At 60.0% G+C, this 15,835-nt stretch carries 16 protein-coding genes; 9 read left to right on the top strand and 7 right to left on the bottom strand.

Translation table 11 applies throughout. From position 1 onward, the window contains the following. Positions 1-11 precede the first annotated feature (11 nt). Genes HKK52_RS21755 through HKK52_RS21745 form a run of 3 tightly spaced genes read left to right on the top strand, consistent with a single transcriptional unit; the run spans position 12 to position 2,343 of the window. The gene (locus tag HKK52_RS21755) at positions 12-737 is read left to right on the top strand and encodes a DUF484 family protein (protein WP_133835431.1); all 726 of its coding nucleotides are present in this window, start codon (positions 12-14) and stop codon (positions 735-737) included. A 2-nt stretch (positions 738-739) separates the two neighbouring features. Further along, positions 740-1,639: a tyrosine recombinase XerC gene (gene xerC / locus HKK52_RS21750; protein ID WP_169372526.1), complete on the top strand. Its 900-nt coding sequence runs from the start codon at positions 740-742 to the stop codon at positions 1,637-1,639. Continuing rightward, positions 1,636-2,343: an HAD family hydrolase gene (locus tag HKK52_RS21745; protein WP_169372525.1), complete on the top strand. Its 708-nt coding sequence runs from the start codon at positions 1,636-1,638 to the stop codon at positions 2,341-2,343. Before xerC ends, HKK52_RS21745 begins: the two co-directional genes overlap by 4 nt. A gap of 119 nt (positions 2,344-2,462) precedes the next feature. On the opposite strand, the gene sutA is transcribed toward HKK52_RS21745, so the two are convergent. The 4 genes from sutA to glnK form a co-directional block, all read right to left on the bottom strand. Beyond that, entirely contained in the window at positions 2,463-2,786 is a 324-nt protein-coding gene (sutA, locus tag HKK52_RS21740; RefSeq protein ID WP_054048518.1) for a transcriptional regulator SutA, read from the bottom strand. A gap of 102 nt (positions 2,787-2,888) precedes the next feature. Continuing rightward, positions 2,889-3,314, bottom strand: coding sequence for a secondary thiamine-phosphate synthase enzyme YjbQ (locus tag HKK52_RS21735; RefSeq protein WP_033060691.1), 426 nt, complete (start codon positions 3,312-3,314; stop codon positions 2,889-2,891). Positions 3,315-3,528: 214 nt separating this feature from the next. After that, positions 3,529-4,866, bottom strand: coding sequence for an ammonium transporter (locus HKK52_RS21730; protein ID WP_169372524.1), 1,338 nt, complete (start codon positions 4,864-4,866; stop codon positions 3,529-3,531). A gap of 35 nt (positions 4,867-4,901) precedes the next feature. Further along, positions 4,902-5,240, bottom strand: coding sequence for a P-II family nitrogen regulator (gene glnK / locus HKK52_RS21725; protein WP_002555808.1), 339 nt, complete (start codon positions 5,238-5,240; stop codon positions 4,902-4,904). A 415-nt stretch (positions 5,241-5,655) separates the two neighbouring features. Between glnK and HKK52_RS21720 the strand changes: the two genes are divergently transcribed. From HKK52_RS21720 to HKK52_RS21700, 5 genes are all read left to right on the top strand, one after another. Further along, positions 5,656-5,922, top strand: coding sequence for an accessory factor UbiK family protein (locus tag HKK52_RS21720; RefSeq protein ID WP_169372523.1), 267 nt, complete (start codon positions 5,656-5,658; stop codon positions 5,920-5,922). Between the two features lie 421 nt (positions 5,923-6,343). Further along, positions 6,344-6,865 carry a BRO-N domain-containing protein gene (locus HKK52_RS21715; RefSeq protein ID WP_169372522.1) on the top strand — a complete coding sequence of 174 codons (522 nt, stop codon included), beginning with the start codon at positions 6,344-6,346 and terminating at the stop codon, positions 6,863-6,865. 212 nt (positions 6,866-7,077) lie between these two features. Further along, the gene (locus HKK52_RS21710) at positions 7,078-7,614 is read left to right on the top strand and encodes an N-acetyltransferase (RefSeq protein ID WP_169374277.1); all 537 of its coding nucleotides are present in this window, start codon (positions 7,078-7,080) and stop codon (positions 7,612-7,614) included. A 33-nt stretch (positions 7,615-7,647) separates the two neighbouring features. Then, positions 7,648-7,818, top strand: a complete 171-nt coding sequence (locus tag HKK52_RS21705; RefSeq protein ID WP_169372521.1) for a hypothetical protein — start codon at positions 7,648-7,650, stop codon at positions 7,816-7,818. 375 nt (positions 7,819-8,193) lie between these two features. Beyond that, positions 8,194-9,687, top strand: a complete 1,494-nt coding sequence (locus HKK52_RS21700) for a YifB family Mg chelatase-like AAA ATPase (protein ID WP_169372520.1) — start codon at positions 8,194-8,196, stop codon at positions 9,685-9,687. Positions 9,688-9,693: 6 nt separating this feature from the next. Here the strand turns inward: HKK52_RS21700 and HKK52_RS21695 are convergent, their stop codons facing one another. From HKK52_RS21695 to HKK52_RS21685, 3 genes are all read right to left on the bottom strand, one after another. Then, positions 9,694-10,908 (bottom strand): aldose 1-epimerase family protein, encoded by a 1,215-nt coding sequence (locus tag HKK52_RS21695; RefSeq protein ID WP_169372519.1) that lies wholly within the window; start codon positions 10,906-10,908, stop codon positions 9,694-9,696. A gap of 191 nt (positions 10,909-11,099) precedes the next feature. Next, a complete protein-coding gene (locus HKK52_RS21690) occupies positions 11,100-13,076 on the bottom strand; it encodes a methyl-accepting chemotaxis protein (protein ID WP_169372518.1) in 1,977 nt (658 codons plus the stop codon). Positions 13,077-13,251: 175 nt separating this feature from the next. Beyond that, a complete protein-coding gene (locus HKK52_RS21685) occupies positions 13,252-14,172 on the bottom strand; it encodes a LysR substrate-binding domain-containing protein (RefSeq protein ID WP_169372517.1) in 921 nt (306 codons plus the stop codon). Between the two features lie 158 nt (positions 14,173-14,330). On the opposite strand from HKK52_RS21685, the gene HKK52_RS21680 reads away from it, so the two are divergent. Beyond that, positions 14,331-15,728: a NorM family multidrug efflux MATE transporter gene (locus tag HKK52_RS21680; protein ID WP_169372516.1), complete on the top strand. Its 1,398-nt coding sequence runs from the start codon at positions 14,331-14,333 to the stop codon at positions 15,726-15,728. Positions 15,729-15,835: the final 107 nt, after the last annotated feature.

Here is a 15,835-nt window from a genome sequence, read left to right as displayed (position 1 = left end):
GAGCCAAATCCATGAAAGACAAGCCTCAGGTTCCCGCCCTACAGCCCGACGAATCCCCTTCCGAAAGCCTCGAGGCGGCGGCGATTGCCGCGTACCTGGAGGCTCATCCGGATTTCTTCGTCGAGCACGAAGAACTGCTCCCGGCCTTGCGCATTCCCCACCAGCGCGGTGACACCGTGTCGCTGGTGGAACGCCAGATGACCATCCTGCGCGACCGCAACATCGAGTTGCGCCATCGTCTTTCGCACTTGATGGACGTGGCTCGCGACAACGATCGCCTGTTCGACAAGACCCGTCGCCTGATCCTCGCGCTGATGGACGCCGCCAGCCTGGAAGACGTGGTGATCAGCGTCGAAGACAGCCTGCGCCAGGATTTCCAGGTGCCCTTTGTCAGCCTGATTCTGCTGGGTGATAACCCGATGCCGGTCGGCCGCTGGGTCACTCACGCCGAAGCGCAAACCGCCATCGGCGGCCTGCTCTCGGAAGATAAAAGCGTCAGCGGCAGCCTGCGTGAGCACGAACTGGACTTCCTGTTCGGTGAAGAACAGCGCAAGCAGATCGGTTCCACGGCCGTCGTCGCCATCAGCCACCAAGGCATCCACGGCGTCCTGGCCATCGCCAGCCGCGATCCGCAGCACTACAAAAGCTCGGTGGGCACGCTGTTCCTGAGCTACATCGCCGAAGTCATGGGCCGTGTACTGCCTCGGGTCAACAACTCCCTACGCTCGGTACGCTGATCGTGGAACGACAACTGGACGCTTACTGCGAACACCTGCGCAGTGAGCGGCAGGTGTCGCCGCATACGCTGTACGCCTACCGCCGCGACCTCGACAAAGTGCTCGGCTGGTGCGTCAAACAGAACATCGACAGCTGGGCCGCACTGGATATCCAGCGCCTGCGCAGCCTGATCGCGCGCCTGCATTCCCAGGGGCAATCGTCCCGCAGCCTGGCGCGATTGCTGTCGGCGGTGCGTGGGCTTTATCACTACCTGAATCGCGAAGGCCTGTGCGACCACGACCCGGCCAACGGCCTGGCACCGCCCAAGGGCGAACGTCGCTTGCCGAAAACCCTCGACACTGACCGGGCGCTGCAACTGCTGGAAGGTGCGGTCGAGGATGACTTTCTGGCGCGGCGGGATCAGGCGATTCTGGAGTTGTTCTATTCCTCGGGTTTGCGCCTTTCGGAGCTGACCGGGCTGAATCTGGATCAGCTCGATCTGGCCGACGGCATGGTCCAGGTGCTCGGCAAGGGCAGCAAGACCCGGCTGCTGCCAGTAGGCAAAAAGGCTCGCGAAGCGCTGGAGTTGTGGCTGCCATTGCGCGCCATGACCAATCCGGCGGACGACGCGGTGTTTGTCAGCCAGCAAGGCCGGCGCCTCGGCCCACGGGCGATTCAGGTGCGGGTCAAGGCTGCCGGCGAACGCGAGCTGGGACAAAACCTGCACCCGCACATGCTGCGGCACTCCTTTGCCAGCCACTTGCTGGAGTCCTCACAAGACCTGCGCGCGGTGCAGGAACTGCTCGGCCACTCGGACATCAAGACCACCCAGATTTACACCCACCTGGACTTCCAGCACCTGGCAACGGTCTACGACAGCGCCCATCCACGGGCCAAACGCATCAAAGGCGATGAGTCATGAGAATCCAGTTGATCACCTTCGACCTCGACGACACCCTGTGGGACACCGCCCCGGTGATCGTCAGCGCCGAAGCCATGTTGCGCGAATGGCTGACCGAACATGCGCCAAAGTTGGGCGCAGTGCCGGTGGAACATTTGTGGGGCATTCGTGAGCGGGTGTTGAGCAACGAACCTGGCTTGAAGCATCGCATCAGTGCCCTGCGTCGGCGCGTGCTGTTCCATGCGCTGGAAGATGCTGGTTACGATCACGAACAGGCTTCTGACCTGGCAGATCAGAGTTTCGAAGTGTTTTTGCATGCCCGGCATCAACTGCAGATCTTCCCGGAAGTGCAGCCGACCCTGGAAGCGCTGGCCAACCATTACGCTCTCGGCGTGGTCACCAATGGCAATGCCGATGTGCGTCGCCTGGGGTTGGCGGACTATTTCAAGTTTGCGTTGTGCGCCGAAGACATCGGCATCGCCAAGCCGGATGCGCGACTGTTTCATGAGGCCTTGCAGCGTGGCGGTGCGACGGCCGAGACGGCGGTGCACATTGGCGATCATCCGGGCGATGACATTGCCGGCGCCCAACAGGCAGGCTTGCGCGCGATCTGGTTCAACCCGACGGGCAAGGCCTGGGAAGCGGATCACTTGCCGGATGCGGAGATTCGCAGCCTGACGGATTTGCCGGCGTTGCTCGCGCGCTGGAACGCCGCCTCCGCCTGACCTACCGCTATCGCGAGCAAGCTTTGCTCCTACGGCGTGGTGCCACGCCTTTTGTTTCGCTCATGAAAAAGCCCGCAGCGACGGCGGGCTTTTTCAGCAAGCAAGCCAGTAGCAGGCGCTTAGATAGGCCGGCTGCCGTACTTGTTGTCAGGCTTCTTGGGCGGATCGGCGACCACGTTGGCCTCCACTTCCTGCACCTTGCCACCTTTGGCCAGGAACTCTTCCATGGCCTTGGCCAGGGCGTCGCGTTCCTTGTTTTTGGCTTCGACGCTTGGCAGCTCATCGACTGACACAGCAGCCTTGGCCTTGCCTTTGGCGGTCGGAGCCGGCGTTTCACCGCCGTCGTCGTCAGCAACGTCTTCCGCTGCTGCTTCCAAGCCTTCTTCGGCCTCGTCTTCGTCGCCTACTTCGAGGTCGTCGTTTTCCAGATCATCGTCGCTCATGTTCTACCTCATGACTTGCGAAAAGCAGATTAGTTATAGCCCAGCTTCGCCATCTGTCGAAGGCTGCCGGAAAAAATTCTACAACCGCTGGCAACCAGCGGTTTATGCCCCTTCACCGTGCACGGTGGCGAGGACTTTACGGGCACCGCCAAAATCACGGTGCTCGCCCAGATAAACACCTTGCCAGGTTCCCAACGCCAGTCGGCCTGCCGAGATCGGCAAACTGAGCTGACAGCCAAGCACGCTGGCCTTGAAGTGCGCCGGGAGGTCGTCCAGGCCTTCGTCGTTATGCTCATAGCCGTCTGTTCCTTGTGGGATCAGACGATTGAAAAATCGTTCGAAGTCGCGACGTACCGCCGGATCGGCGTTCTCGTTGATGGTCAACGACGCCGAGGTATGCTGCAGCCACAAATGCAACAGACCGACCCGACACGCCTTGAGTTCAGGCAAGCCGGCGAGTAACTCGTCCGTTACCAGATGAAAGCCCCGAGGCCTTGCCCGCAGGGTAATCAGAGTCTGTTGCCACATACAGTTCTCCGCACGTTCGGGGCGCATTCTAGCGCGCTCTGGGAAAAAACAAAGGCCCTAATATTCCTGCATTGCTGTAAGTTTTTCGCCCCAGAAAAACCCTCGTCGTAAACACGACTTAAGCCGTAGGAAAAAACCTTTCAGCTACCTCTTTAATGACAAATCCCGGACAAAAAAATGCCCGGCAAGCCGGGCAAGTTTTTTTCTGCGCGTCTTACAAGTTGTAGCCGCGTTCGTTGTGTTGTGCCAGATCGAGGCCGACCGCTTCTTCTTCCTCGGTCACACGCAGACCCATGACGGCGTCCAGGACCTTGAGAATGATGAAGGTGACGATCGCGGTGTAGATCACCGTGAAGCCCACGCCTTTGGTTTGAATCCAGACTTGTGCGGCGATGTCGGTAACGGTGCCGAAGCCACCCAGGGACGGTGCAGCGAACACACCGGTCAGGATCGCGCCGAGAATACCGCCGATACCGTGCACACCGAAGGCGTCCAGGGAGTCGTCATAGCCGAGTTTGCGTTTCAGGGTGGTGGCGCAGAAGAAGCACACCACGCCAGCGGCCAGGCCGATAACCAGCGCGCCCATCGGGCCCACGGTGCCAGCGGCCGGGGTGATTGCCACCAGACCGGCGACCACACCCGAAGCGATGCCCAGTGCACTTGGTTTACCGTGGGTGATCCACTCGGCGAACATCCAGCCCAGTGCAGCGGCGGCGGTTGCGATCTGGGTGACCAGCATCGCCATACCGGCAGTGCCGTTGGCCGCAGCAGCAGAGCCGGCGTTGAAGCCGAACCAGCCGACCCACAACATGGCCGCGCCCATCAGGGTGTAACCGAGGTTATGCGGAGCCATCGGGGTGGTCGGGAAGCCTTTGCGCTTGCCCAGTACCAGGCAGCAGATCAGACCGGCCACACCGGCGTTGATGTGCACCACGGTGCCGCCCGCGAAGTCGAGCACGCCCCAGTCCCACAACAGGCCGCCGTTACCGGACCAGACCATGTGCGCAATCGGTGCGTAAACCAGGGTGAACCAGATGCCCATGAAGATCAGCATCGCGGAGAATTTCATCCGCTCGGCGAAGGCACCGACGATCAGCGCCGGGGTGATGATGGCGAAGGTCATCTGGAAGGTCACGAACACCGCTTCAGGGAACAGCGCGGCCGGACCGGTGATGCTGGCTGGCGTGACACCGGCGAGGAACGCCTTGCCCATGCCGCCGAAGAACGAGTTGAAATTGACGACGCCCTGCTCCATGCCGGTGGTGTCGAACGCAACGCTGTAGCCATAAATGACCCACAGGATGCTGATCAGACCGGTAATGGCGAAGCACTGCATCATCACGGAAAGAATGTTTTTGGAACGAACCATGCCGCCGTAGAACAGCGCAAGGCCCGGAATGGTCATGAACAGCACGAGGGCTGTCGAGGTCAACATCCAGGCGGTGTCGCCGGAATTGAGGACTGGGGCCGCCACTTCGTCTGCCGCCATAGCCAGGCTGGGCATTACGAGGGACAACAGGGCTCCTAGCCCTGCGAATTTACGCAGAGTCATATTGTTTTCTCCTGGGGCGTTGGGTGTGTGGCGGCTTAGATTGCGTCGGTATCGGTTTCGCCGGTACGGATGCGAATCGCCTGTTCCAGATTGACCACGAAGATCTTGCCGTCACCGATCTTGCCGGTGTTGGCTGCCTTGGTTATCGCCTCGATAACCCGGTCAAGATCCTTGTCGTCAATGGCGACATCAATCTTCACCTTGGGCAGAAAATCGACCACGTACTCCGCGCCGCGATACAGCTCGGTGTGACCCTTCTGCCGACCGAAGCCTTTGACTTCAGTAACGGTAATGCCCTGCACGCCGATCTCGGACAACGACTCGCGTACATCGTCCAGTTTGAACGGCTTGATGATGGCAGTGACTAGCTTCATGAAAACTCTCTCCCGAATTGGTGGACTTGCCCCAGGAAAACAAACCCGTCTCAAGTCTAAGCGCAGTGCCTGGCTTTGTAACGCATCGTCGGCCCAACCTGCCCGTCCGACGCCAGCTAACCACTCCGTACGAAACTTCCCCGTTTCGTGTGGCGCACTGCATTCGTCACAGCGACTGCATCAGTGCATGGGTCAAGGGTGACTAAGCAGAAAGCTTGCCATCTCGCCAAAACCCACTGAATTCAATCTCTTGGCCGCTGCTGCAAGCCACTTCCCACCAACACCGATGACATTACGCACAACAACAGTGCGCTGCCGTCCGTCCGCCTGCGCGAAAAGCGTGCATCCCTGCCTGCGGATTTGACTATAGACACTGCGTGGTACACTGCCCGCCATTGTTTCCAGGACCTTTCCCATGCTCGCGCCCAAAGACTTCCTCGACGCCCTGAGCGGCACCGCCTCCCGCCTCTTTAGCGGCGAAACCCCGCTGCCGAAAAGCGAAATCGAAAGCCAGTTCAAGGCGTTGCTGCAGAGCGGCTTCAGCAAACTGGATCTGGTGAGCCGGGAAGAGTTTGATAGCCAGATGGTGGTGCTCGCACGCACTCGGGCACGGCTGGAAAGCCTTGAAGCGAAGGTCGCTGAGCTGGAAGCGAAGCTCAACCCGCCTGCCGACGCGGAGTAACTGATCGTTCCCACGCTCCGCGTGGGAATGCCGCCAGGGACGCTCCGCGTTCCGCTTTGTATATGTCCTGTAGGAGCTGCCGAAGGCTGCGATCTTTTGATCTCCAGCCTCGCAACAATCTCGGCAACGTCCTACAAAGATCACTACCGCCGTCCGATAGCGTCGCAAAGCGCCGGGTCCTAAGCTCATTCTCAGCTGACTTATTCAGCACTGGGTTTGGCGACCTGGAACCAAGCTATGCACGCAACCACATCCGATTATGGGTATCTCTCCCAATTCGAAATATGGCGGCTGCGTGTGGGAGACCTTCGGGTCTGCCGGTATTCGCTTGGCCGGTTCGCCAACCCGCACGCAGCTGCCACCCTTATTGTTTGGCGACGATAAGTGGCAGTGATCTATCAAGCGAATTTGAGAACTGTTTATGGACGACAACTATCTAGTCCCCCACGTCTTCACCCGCCACAAACTCCACCTCCACGCCCTCCTCCTCCAAAACCAACCCTGGTTCAGCGCCCGCGACCTCGGCCGCCTCCTGCGCCTCTACCTCGACGAACGCGCCGTGCGCAAACTCGACCCCGACCAACACCAAACCCTGCAAATGCTCATCCACGGCACCATCGAAAACACCCTGCTCATCAGCGAATCCGGTGTTTACGCACTCCTGATCTACCACTACTGCCCCGAATACCGAGGCCTGCGCGAATGGCTGACCCACGACGTAGTCCCAGCCCTCAGAGACGCCCAGCAACCGACCTCAGCCGAACGTCCGATTTTGAGCCTGCTGAACTGGCCAGAGATGTCGTTGAGCTTGCTGCACTGGAATAACCAGCCGTGGATTCGGTTGCAGGATGTCCCGCATATGCTGCCGGAGGGTGAGCGGCCACGGCGTGCGGTGAATGCGCCTTGGTGGAAGCGCGCTTCCCGGGTGTTGCAGTCCCTTTAACAACAATCTGCACCACACAAACTGTGTCTGTATGTCTGTTGGCAGCATTAGCCCACAACTAACGCTGCCATTTCCTACATCCGACCGCTTTTAATCTAACGCCCTTCAATAACCTAAGTACGGTCCTACAGAATGCGGCTCCCGCGCCTGATTACGTGACCACACTCCAGCCCTTTATCTTTCATCGTCCCGATCCCAACAGAACACGAACGATGAGAAGAAAAGGAAAGGGTACGGCGCTCCGCGACCAGACTCTTAAATCGAATGCACGCAAGCTAGCGCACAAAGCCTTCATCAAGGACTGTGCAGCTCAAGGTCTAGAGATAGATACGTCGGTGATAAGTTTTGATCCTATTACCTCTGTTGCGATTGATGCCTCTCATCAGTGGACAGAGGCAGTCATATATCCGTGGGATAGCATCCCGGACTGGAAGTGTAAGGACGCCAAGGGTTTCGATTTGGCGATCTGGTATTCACAGAAGCTATGTGGCCTGTGCTATGCGACCCCAAGAAGAAGTACTGTCTGCGTAAAGATCATCCTTTTACAGGGGCACCCAGACAAAACCCATCCACTTCGCGGGTGGATCGCCCAAATGGCGCTATTGGCGGCAGAGTTTTACGCGCGGATGCTGGGGTGCAAAGAGATCGAGATACAAGATCCTGACGCTAACGTTGTCTCCTACTATCAGGAGTTCGGATTCAATTTTGACGAGACCAACCGCCTTGTCATTTACGTGGATGGCCAATAACATCAACTCATGATCCAGACACACGAGGTGTCTATGAACCAGAAAAAACGAAAGGCTAAGCTGTTATTAGTTTATGAGCTTCATGCCGAGGCGCTCCGCCTTGCCGGTACTGTGTCTGCAAATCAACGACGCTTTCTTGAAGTCGGTGCAGCTCGTGGCAAAGAACTTGAGCCTCCGGGCCTGCTTGCCGGTGTGAGAGCCTGAACCCAGTCGCGGAGGACAGAGTCAGACGCTTGCCGGGATGATCAAATTTGCATAGGCTTCCCGTCGTGGGTGTATTTGTTGAGGAAGCGCAGGCCTCGGCCTCACCGAAGCCTGCAAATAAAAAACCGCCAACTCAAGGCGGTTTTTTTTCGCCTCCGATTCAGCTTTCGCCAACATCCTTCATCGATCCAGGCAACGTCCTACAACAACCTCATCCCGCGACTGATTACGTCGGCACTCCCCTCTCCCTTACGCTTCCCCCATCAGGAAGACACTCGCAACATCCTGCGAAAGTTTGGCACCTGCGCCGCCGCACGACCCGGCTACCCTTCTAAAACCGCAGGAAGCGGTTCCCGTGAAGCTCAAGGAATGACCATGTCCCTCTCCATCGTCCATAGCCGCGCCCAGATTGGTGTCGATGCGCCCGCCGTTACCGTAGAAGTCCACTTGGCCAACGGCTTACCGTCGCTGACGATGGTCGGTTTGCCCGAAGCGGCGGTGAAGGAAAGCAAGGACCGGGTGCGTAGCGCGATCATCAATTCCGGCCTGCAATTTCCGGCGCGACGGATCACGCTGAACCTCGCCCCGGCGGATTTGCCGAAGGATGGCGGGCGGTTTGATTTGGCGATTGCGCTGGGGATTCTGTCGGCCAGTGTGCAGGTGCCGACGTTGACCCTGGATGACGTGGAATGCCTCGGGGAGTTGGCACTGTCGGGCGCGGTGCGGGCGGTTCGCGGTGTGTTGCCGGCCGCGTTGGCAGCGCGCAAGGCCGGGCGGACGTTGGTGGTGCCGCGGGCGAATGCCGAAGAAGCGTGCCTGGCGTCAGGGTTGAAGGTGATTGCGGTGGATCATTTGCTTCAAGCGGTGGCGCACTTCAATGGCCATACGCCCGTGGAACCCTACGTTTCCGATGGCTTGTTGTACGCCAGCAAACCCTATCCCGACTTGAATGAAGTGCAGGGACAACTCTCTGCCAAGCGAGCGCTGCTGATTGCGGCGGCGGGCGCTCATAACTTGCTGTTCAGTGGGCCGCCGGGCACGGGGAAAACCTTGCTGGCGAGTCGTTTACCGGGACTATTGCCACCCTTGGCCGAGACGGAAGCGTTGGAAGTCGCTGCGATACAGTCAGTCGTCAGTTGTATGCCGCTGAGCCATTGGCCACAACGACCGTTTCGCCAACCGCACCACTCTGCGTCAGGCCCGGCGCTGGTCGGTGGCGGCTCAAAACCTCAACCCGGCGAAATCACCCTCGCCCACCATGGCGTGCTGTTTCTGGACGAACTCCCGGAGTTTGATCGCAAGGTATTGGAGGTTCTGAGAGAGCCACTGGAGTCCGGCCACATCGTGATTTCCCGCGCCAAGGACCGCGTGCGCTTCCCGGCGCGCTTCCAACTGGTAGCCGCGATGAACCCCTGCCCCTGTGGATATCTTGGCGAACCCAGCGGCAAATGCAGTTGCACACCGGATATGGTCCAGCGCTACCGCAACAAACTCTCCGGGCCGCTGTTGGATCGCATCGATCTGCACCTGACCGTCGCTCGAGAAGCCACGGCGTTGAATCCTTTGCCCAAACCCGGTGATGACACCGCCACCGCCGCCAAACGGGTCGCCGACGCAAGGGAGCGGCAACACAAACGCCAAGGCTGCGCCAATGCGTTCCTCGATCTGCCGGGCCTGCGCAGGCACTGCAAGTTATCCACAGCCGATGAAAACTGGCTGGAATCAGCTTGCGAACGACTGACGTTGTCACTGCGAGCAGCGCACCGACTGCTCAAGGTAGCCCGAACCCTGGCGGACCTTGAGCAAGTCGATGGCATTACCCGCGAGCATCTGGCCGAAGCGCTGCAATATCGGCCCACAGCGAGCTGACCGTGATCACTCCTTCGTCAAATCCACCAACGGCGCCTGCCTTACCTCAGTCGCCCGTCCACCCTGAATTTCATTCACCCGCGTCAACGCCTTATCCACAGCCCCTTTATCCGCCAACAAGCTGTAGCGAATCTGGAACTGTTTCTGCTCCTTCACCCCAATCGTCGGCACCAAACCCAGTGGCCGTTGATACCGGCGGTTGTAGGAAAAACTCGTCCCCGGCTCAAGCCCGGTGACATACCCCTGCCCTTGGGTATCGGTGTTTTTCCACAGGGAGAACACCGGCAACTGCTGGGTATTGAAACCAACCGACACCCCAAGGCTACCGGCCTTATTGTGCAGCACAGTCAGCGTGTCGCCCTTGGCATCGCCATACGGCACGACGTTGTAAACGGTTTCGTCGTAATCCTTGGTCGGCGCGCGGTAGGTTTGCCAGTCCGGCAAGTCGCCCTTGGCCTTGTCGTTGAATGGCGAGACCTGCTTCACCGGCGCGGCGAAGCGGGCGCCCTGTTCCAGGAACGGGGTGCTGAAGTTGCTGTGGTAGAGCGCCTGGTATTCCTTTGGATAGTCGCCGTTGTTGGTTAATGTGTCATTGAGGGCAAACGCAACACTGCCGGGCTCGGTGACCAGTTCGGTGAGCACCGAGAAGTCGACTTTCTTGAACGCCTGTTCCTTCAATTCGCCGCGCAGGCTGATGGCGTACGGTGGTTTTTCGTCGATGTGCAGGGTGACTTTGCTGGCCGGGATGTTGGCGGCGCGGCCGTGCAGGGTCAGCAGTTCGCCATTGTCCATGCCGGGGTGGCCGACCCATTCGTAGCCGCAGCGGGCGACGAGTTCGTTGAAACCTTCCAGCCAGCCCAGGCCGCCGCGACCATTGAGTTCGATAAAGGACGGATTGACCACGTCCTTGACCGGCGAATCCCAACCCATGCGCACATTGCCTACAGACGCTTGCAGGACGTTCATCCCGCGAGTCGGCACCACCGAGAGTTTCAGCGTGCCGTTGTCGATGTCGACGATGCTGACGCCCTCCTGCCGACCACCGTGCAAGGTGCGCAGGGTCACGGAGAAGGGCTTGTCGGTTTTCACCCCCAGTTGTTGGCTGGTGATTTGCCAGTTCTGCGCGGCTTTGTCGGTGTCGAGCAGGACGTAGTCCCAGGCCATGGCGTGGGAGGCAGTAGAGAGCGCACTGAGCGCTACGATGAGTTTGAGCGGGGACATGAGCGATGCCTTTCTTGGAGTTGTGGCATTTTTATAGTCTTGCAGAAACGATTCAGCAAGCTTAAAAACACCAACAACCAAGGCAATCGCCTAAAAGACGTTGATTCGGGGTTTGGGGATGAAACGAAAGTTGGGGTGATGCCATCGTGGGCAAGCCTTGCTCCTACAGACTCAAGGCTTGCCTTTTGATGTCAGCGGAACCGGTCAACCTCTTGGCGCAAGCCTGCCGCCAGCGATTCCAGCTCTTTGGCGGTGATCGCCAGATTCGACACAACTTCGCGCTGCTCGCTGTTGGCCAGGGCAATGCTTTGCAGGTTGCTGCTGAGCAAGGTCGCGGTGCTGCTCTGTTCCTGGGTCGCAGTGGTGATCGCCGCGAACTGCTGACCTGCCGAACGACTCTGCTCATCAATCCGCGCCAGGGCCGACGCGACGTTGGCATTACGCGACAGGCCTTCCTGCATCAGTACATTGCCCTGCTCCATGGTGCTGATGGCGTTGCCGGTTTCCTGCTGGATGCTCTGGATCATCCCGGAGATTTCATCCGTGGCTTCACGGGTACGCGACGCCAGGTTGCGCACCTCATCCGCGACTACGGCAAAACCACGCCCCTGCTCGCCGGCCCGAGCCGCTTCGATGGCCGCGTTGAGCGCCAGCAGGTTGGTCTGGTCGGCAATCGCGGTAATTACCCCGACGATCCCGCCGATTTCCTGGGAGCGCTGGCCGAGGGTGTTGATCACCGTCGCGGTGCTGTTCAGTGCGCCAGCGATTTGCTCCAGTGAAGAAGAAGCTTCCTGCATCGACGTACGACCAATCTGGGTTTGCTGTGCGTTTTCCTGAGCCATGCGCTGGGTGTTGCCCATGTTGTCGGCGATGTTCAGGGAAGTGGCGCTGAATTCTTCCACGGCGCCGGCCATGCTGGTGATTTCGCCGGACTGCTGCTCCATCCCTTCATAGGCACCGCCTGACAAACCGGACAAGGCCTGGGCGCGGCTGTTGACCTCTTCCGAGGCCTTGCGGATGTGTTCGACCATGGTCGACAGGGCCTGGCTCATCTGGTTGAACGCACGCGCCAACTGGCCGATTTCATCGTGACTCGACACGTTCAGACGCACGCTCAAATCACCGGCGCCCAAAGCTTCGGCCTGACGCACCAGATCGCCCAGCGGAGCCAGTTTGCTGCGCAACAGCCAGACCGCCGAACCCACTGCAATCAACATGGCCAACAAACTGCCGATGGCCAGTTGAATGCCCACGCTCCACGTCACGGCGCTGATTTCGTCTTGCGGCATGCTCGCCACGACCGACCATGGGCCGCCCTCGAACGGCACCGCGACGCTGTAGAACTCCTCGGATTTGTCGCTCCAGAACTCACCTTTGCCCGGCGTCTTCGCCAGTGCCGCGATGGCCGGGACTGCTTTGTCTAGTGCTTCCACGCCAGCAATCGGCACCAGCCATTTGTTTTGTTCGTCGAGCAGCGCCAGGGAGCCGGTCTGGCCGATGCGGAAGCGCTTGAGGTTTTCAAACTGCGCGTTCTGCGCGTCGGTGTAATCGAATCCTACGAACAACACGGCAATCACCTTACCGCCGCTGTCACGTACGGGGGTGTACTGGGTCATGTAGGAACGTTCGAACAACAAGGCGCGACCGACATAGCTCTGCCCCGCGATCAAGCGCGCGTAGGCCGGGTGGGCGTGATCGAGCAAGGTGCCGATGGCCCGAGTGCCGTCCTGCTTGCTCAGGGAGGTGCTGACCCGAACGAAGTCTTCGCCGCTGCGCACGAACAAGGTCGCGACGCCGGCAGTCATTTGCTTGAACTCGTCGACTTCCTTGAAGTTGTTGTTCAACACTTCGCCGCCCAGGTGCAAGCCCGGGGTTTGCACGCCCGCCACGGTCACCGGCTCATCCGGGTGCACGCTGAGGCCGGCGCTGAAGCGCTTCTCGAACAGACCGCTGAGACGCTGGGTGCTTTCGCGTAGCGTGCCGTGGAATGTGCTCAATTGGTCAGCGAGCAAGCGGGCCTCACTGGCCAGGTGCTCTTCGCGGGTGGCAAGGTTGGCGGTGTCCAGCGAGCGCAGGGCGAACACGGTGCTGCCGCTGATGACAATCGCCAGGATCACGGCAAGCGCGAGACCAAGCTGTGAGGCGATCCGGGCACGGGGTTGAGACATGACAGCTCCTGGCCAAGCGACCGGGATCCTCCTTGATCCGGCTCTACGCTCAGCAAAATTTCGAATAATGGGAATAACGCGAAACCGGCACGAAGGTTCCACTAGCAGATTTTCGGCGGCAAACCTGAATACTTGAGTGATTAACCCGGTTATAGCGCATGGCCACTATATCGTTTCAGCTCAACCGTTCAACATCCGGCAGTTCCATGGCCCGCACTTCTCCTTGCAGGAAATCGCTGAGCCGCCGCATGCGCTCACCGCCGGGGCGGGTTTTCGGCCAGACCAGGTAATATTTCTCACCGCTGGCAACGGCAGTCGGCCACGGCAAACTCAGACGACCCTGTGCCACATCCTCGGCCACCATCAGCAAATCCCCCATCGACACGCCATAACCCCGGGCGGCGGCGATCATGCCCAACTCCAGCGTGTCGAACACCTGCCCGCCCTTGAGCGACACCTGATCGGCCAGGCCCATGCGCTCCAGCCAGTTGCGCCAGTCGCGGCGGTCCGGTGCCGGGTGCAGCAGTTCGGTGGTAGCCAGCCGAGCGACGTCCCAGGGTTGGTCGTCCAGCAAATTGGGGGCGCCCACCGGGATCAGCTCTTCCGGGAACAGCAGCGTCGTCTCCCAATCCGGTGGGAAATTTCCTCGGCTGAGGATCACCGCGCAATCGAACGGTTCGTGGTTGAAGTCGACGGTGTCGATGTCCATCCAGGCGCTGGTCAGTTGCACTTCGTTGCCCGGTTGCAGATGCCGGAAACGGCTGAGCCTTGCGAGTAGCCAGCGCATGGTCAGGGTCGACGGGGCTTTCATGCGCAGGATGTCGTCTTCGGCGCGCAAGGTGTTGCAGGCACGCTCCAGGGCGGTGAAACCTTCACGAATGCCGGGCAGGATCAACCGCGCCGACTCGGTCAATTGCAGGTTGCGCCCGCTGCGGTGAAACAGCCGACAGGCGAAATGCTCTTCGAGCGTACGAATATGCCGACTGACCGCACTTTGGGTAATCGACAGTTCTTCGGCCGCGCGGGTAAACGAGCTGTGCCGCGCCGCCGCTTCGAATGCGCGCAGGGCATACAAGGGAGGCAGCCGACGTGACATGGAGAAAGCTCCTATAGCGGGATGAGGCCAACTTATCAGAAAGCTCGCTGGATGAGTTTTAATCATGCCACCCATCCTTTTTATCCCTTTGTGCAAACCCCGCAGAGCGCCGAGAATCGAGCCTTTCCTGTTTACTCTGCCAATGGAGCGTGATGACCATGCAGCATCCAGCACGTACCGAACTCTGGGCCATCCTGCGGCTGGCGGGGCCGTTGATTGCCTCGCAGTTGGCGCACATGTTGATGGTCCTCACCGACACCCTGATGATGGCGCGCCTGAGTCCCGAGGCACTGGCCGGCGGTGGCCTGGGCGCGGCGACTTACTCGTTCGTGTCGATTTTCTGCATCGGCGTGATCGCGGCGGTCGGTACGTTGGTGGCGATTCGTAAGGGCGCCAACGACATCGTCGGCGCCGCGCGGCTGACTCAGGCCGGTTTGTGGCTCGCTTGGTTGATGGCGCTGGTGGCCGGTTTGCTGCTGTGGAACCTCAAACCGGTGCTGCTGCTGTTTGGCCAGACCGAAACCAACGTGCACTCCGCCGGGCTGTTCCTGACGTTCCTGCCGTTCGCTTTGCCCGGCTACCTGAGTTTTATGGCCCTGCGCGGCTTCACCAGCGCCATCGGCCGGGCAACACCGGTGATGGTGATCAGCCTGTGCGGCACCGTGGCCAACTTCGTCCTCAACTACGCGTTTATCACCGGGATGTTCGGCTTGCCGAAAATGGGCCTGGTGGGGATCGGCCTGGTGACCGCGATTGTTGCCAACCTGATGGCCGTGGCGCTGGCGCTGCATATTCGGCGGCATCCGGCCTACGACGCTTATCCATTGCGCCAAGGCCTGTCGCGGCCGAACCGCCAGTACCTGAAAGAACTGTGGCGCCTGGGCCTGCCCATCGGCGGCACTTACGCGGTGGAAGTCGGGTTGTTCGCCTTTGCGGCGCTGTGCATGGGCACCATGGGCAGTACGCAACTGGCGGCGCACCAGATTGCCCTGCAGATTGTGTCGGTGGCGTTCATGGTACCGGCGGGGTTGTCGTATGCGATCACCATGCGCATCGGCCAGCACTACGGTGCCGGGCAACTGCTGGATGCGCGGCTGTCCGGCCGGGTCGGGATCGCGTTTGGCGGTGCTTCGATGCTGGCCTTCGCCATGGTCTTCTGGCTGTTGCCGAATCAGTTGATCGGCTTGTTCCTCGACCATAACGACCCGGCGTTTCGCCCGGTCATCGACCTGGCTGTGAGCCTGTTGGCGGTGGCAGCGTGGTTCGAGCTGTTCGACGGCACGCAAACCATCGCCATGGGCTGCATTCGCGGGCTCAAGGATGCCAAGACCACGTTTTTGGTGGGTTTGGGTTGCTACTGGCTGATCGGCGCGCCGGCGGCGTGGATGATGGCGTTCAATTTGAACTGGGGGCCGACGGGCGTCTGGTGGGGCTTGGCGCTGGGGCTGGCGTGTGCGGCCGTAAGCCTGACGCTGGCGTTTGAATGGAAGATGAAGCGGATGATTCGGCGTGAGCCTGCGCCGCAGCAGCGTTTCGAGGTCCCTCAGCCAGACTGAGATCCCGTGTAGGAGCGAGGCTTGCCCGCGAAGGCGTCGTGTCAGTTGACAACGATGTCGACTGACACGACGCCTTCGCGGGCAAGCCTCGCTCCTACAGGTTTTGC

Source organism: Pseudomonas sp. ADAK2, assembly GCF_012935755.1.
Lineage (GTDB): Bacteria > Pseudomonadota > Gammaproteobacteria > Pseudomonadales > Pseudomonadaceae > Aquipseudomonas.
Note: the sequence above shows the minus strand (reverse complement) of the source record. Positions and strands in the feature narration are given on the sequence as shown.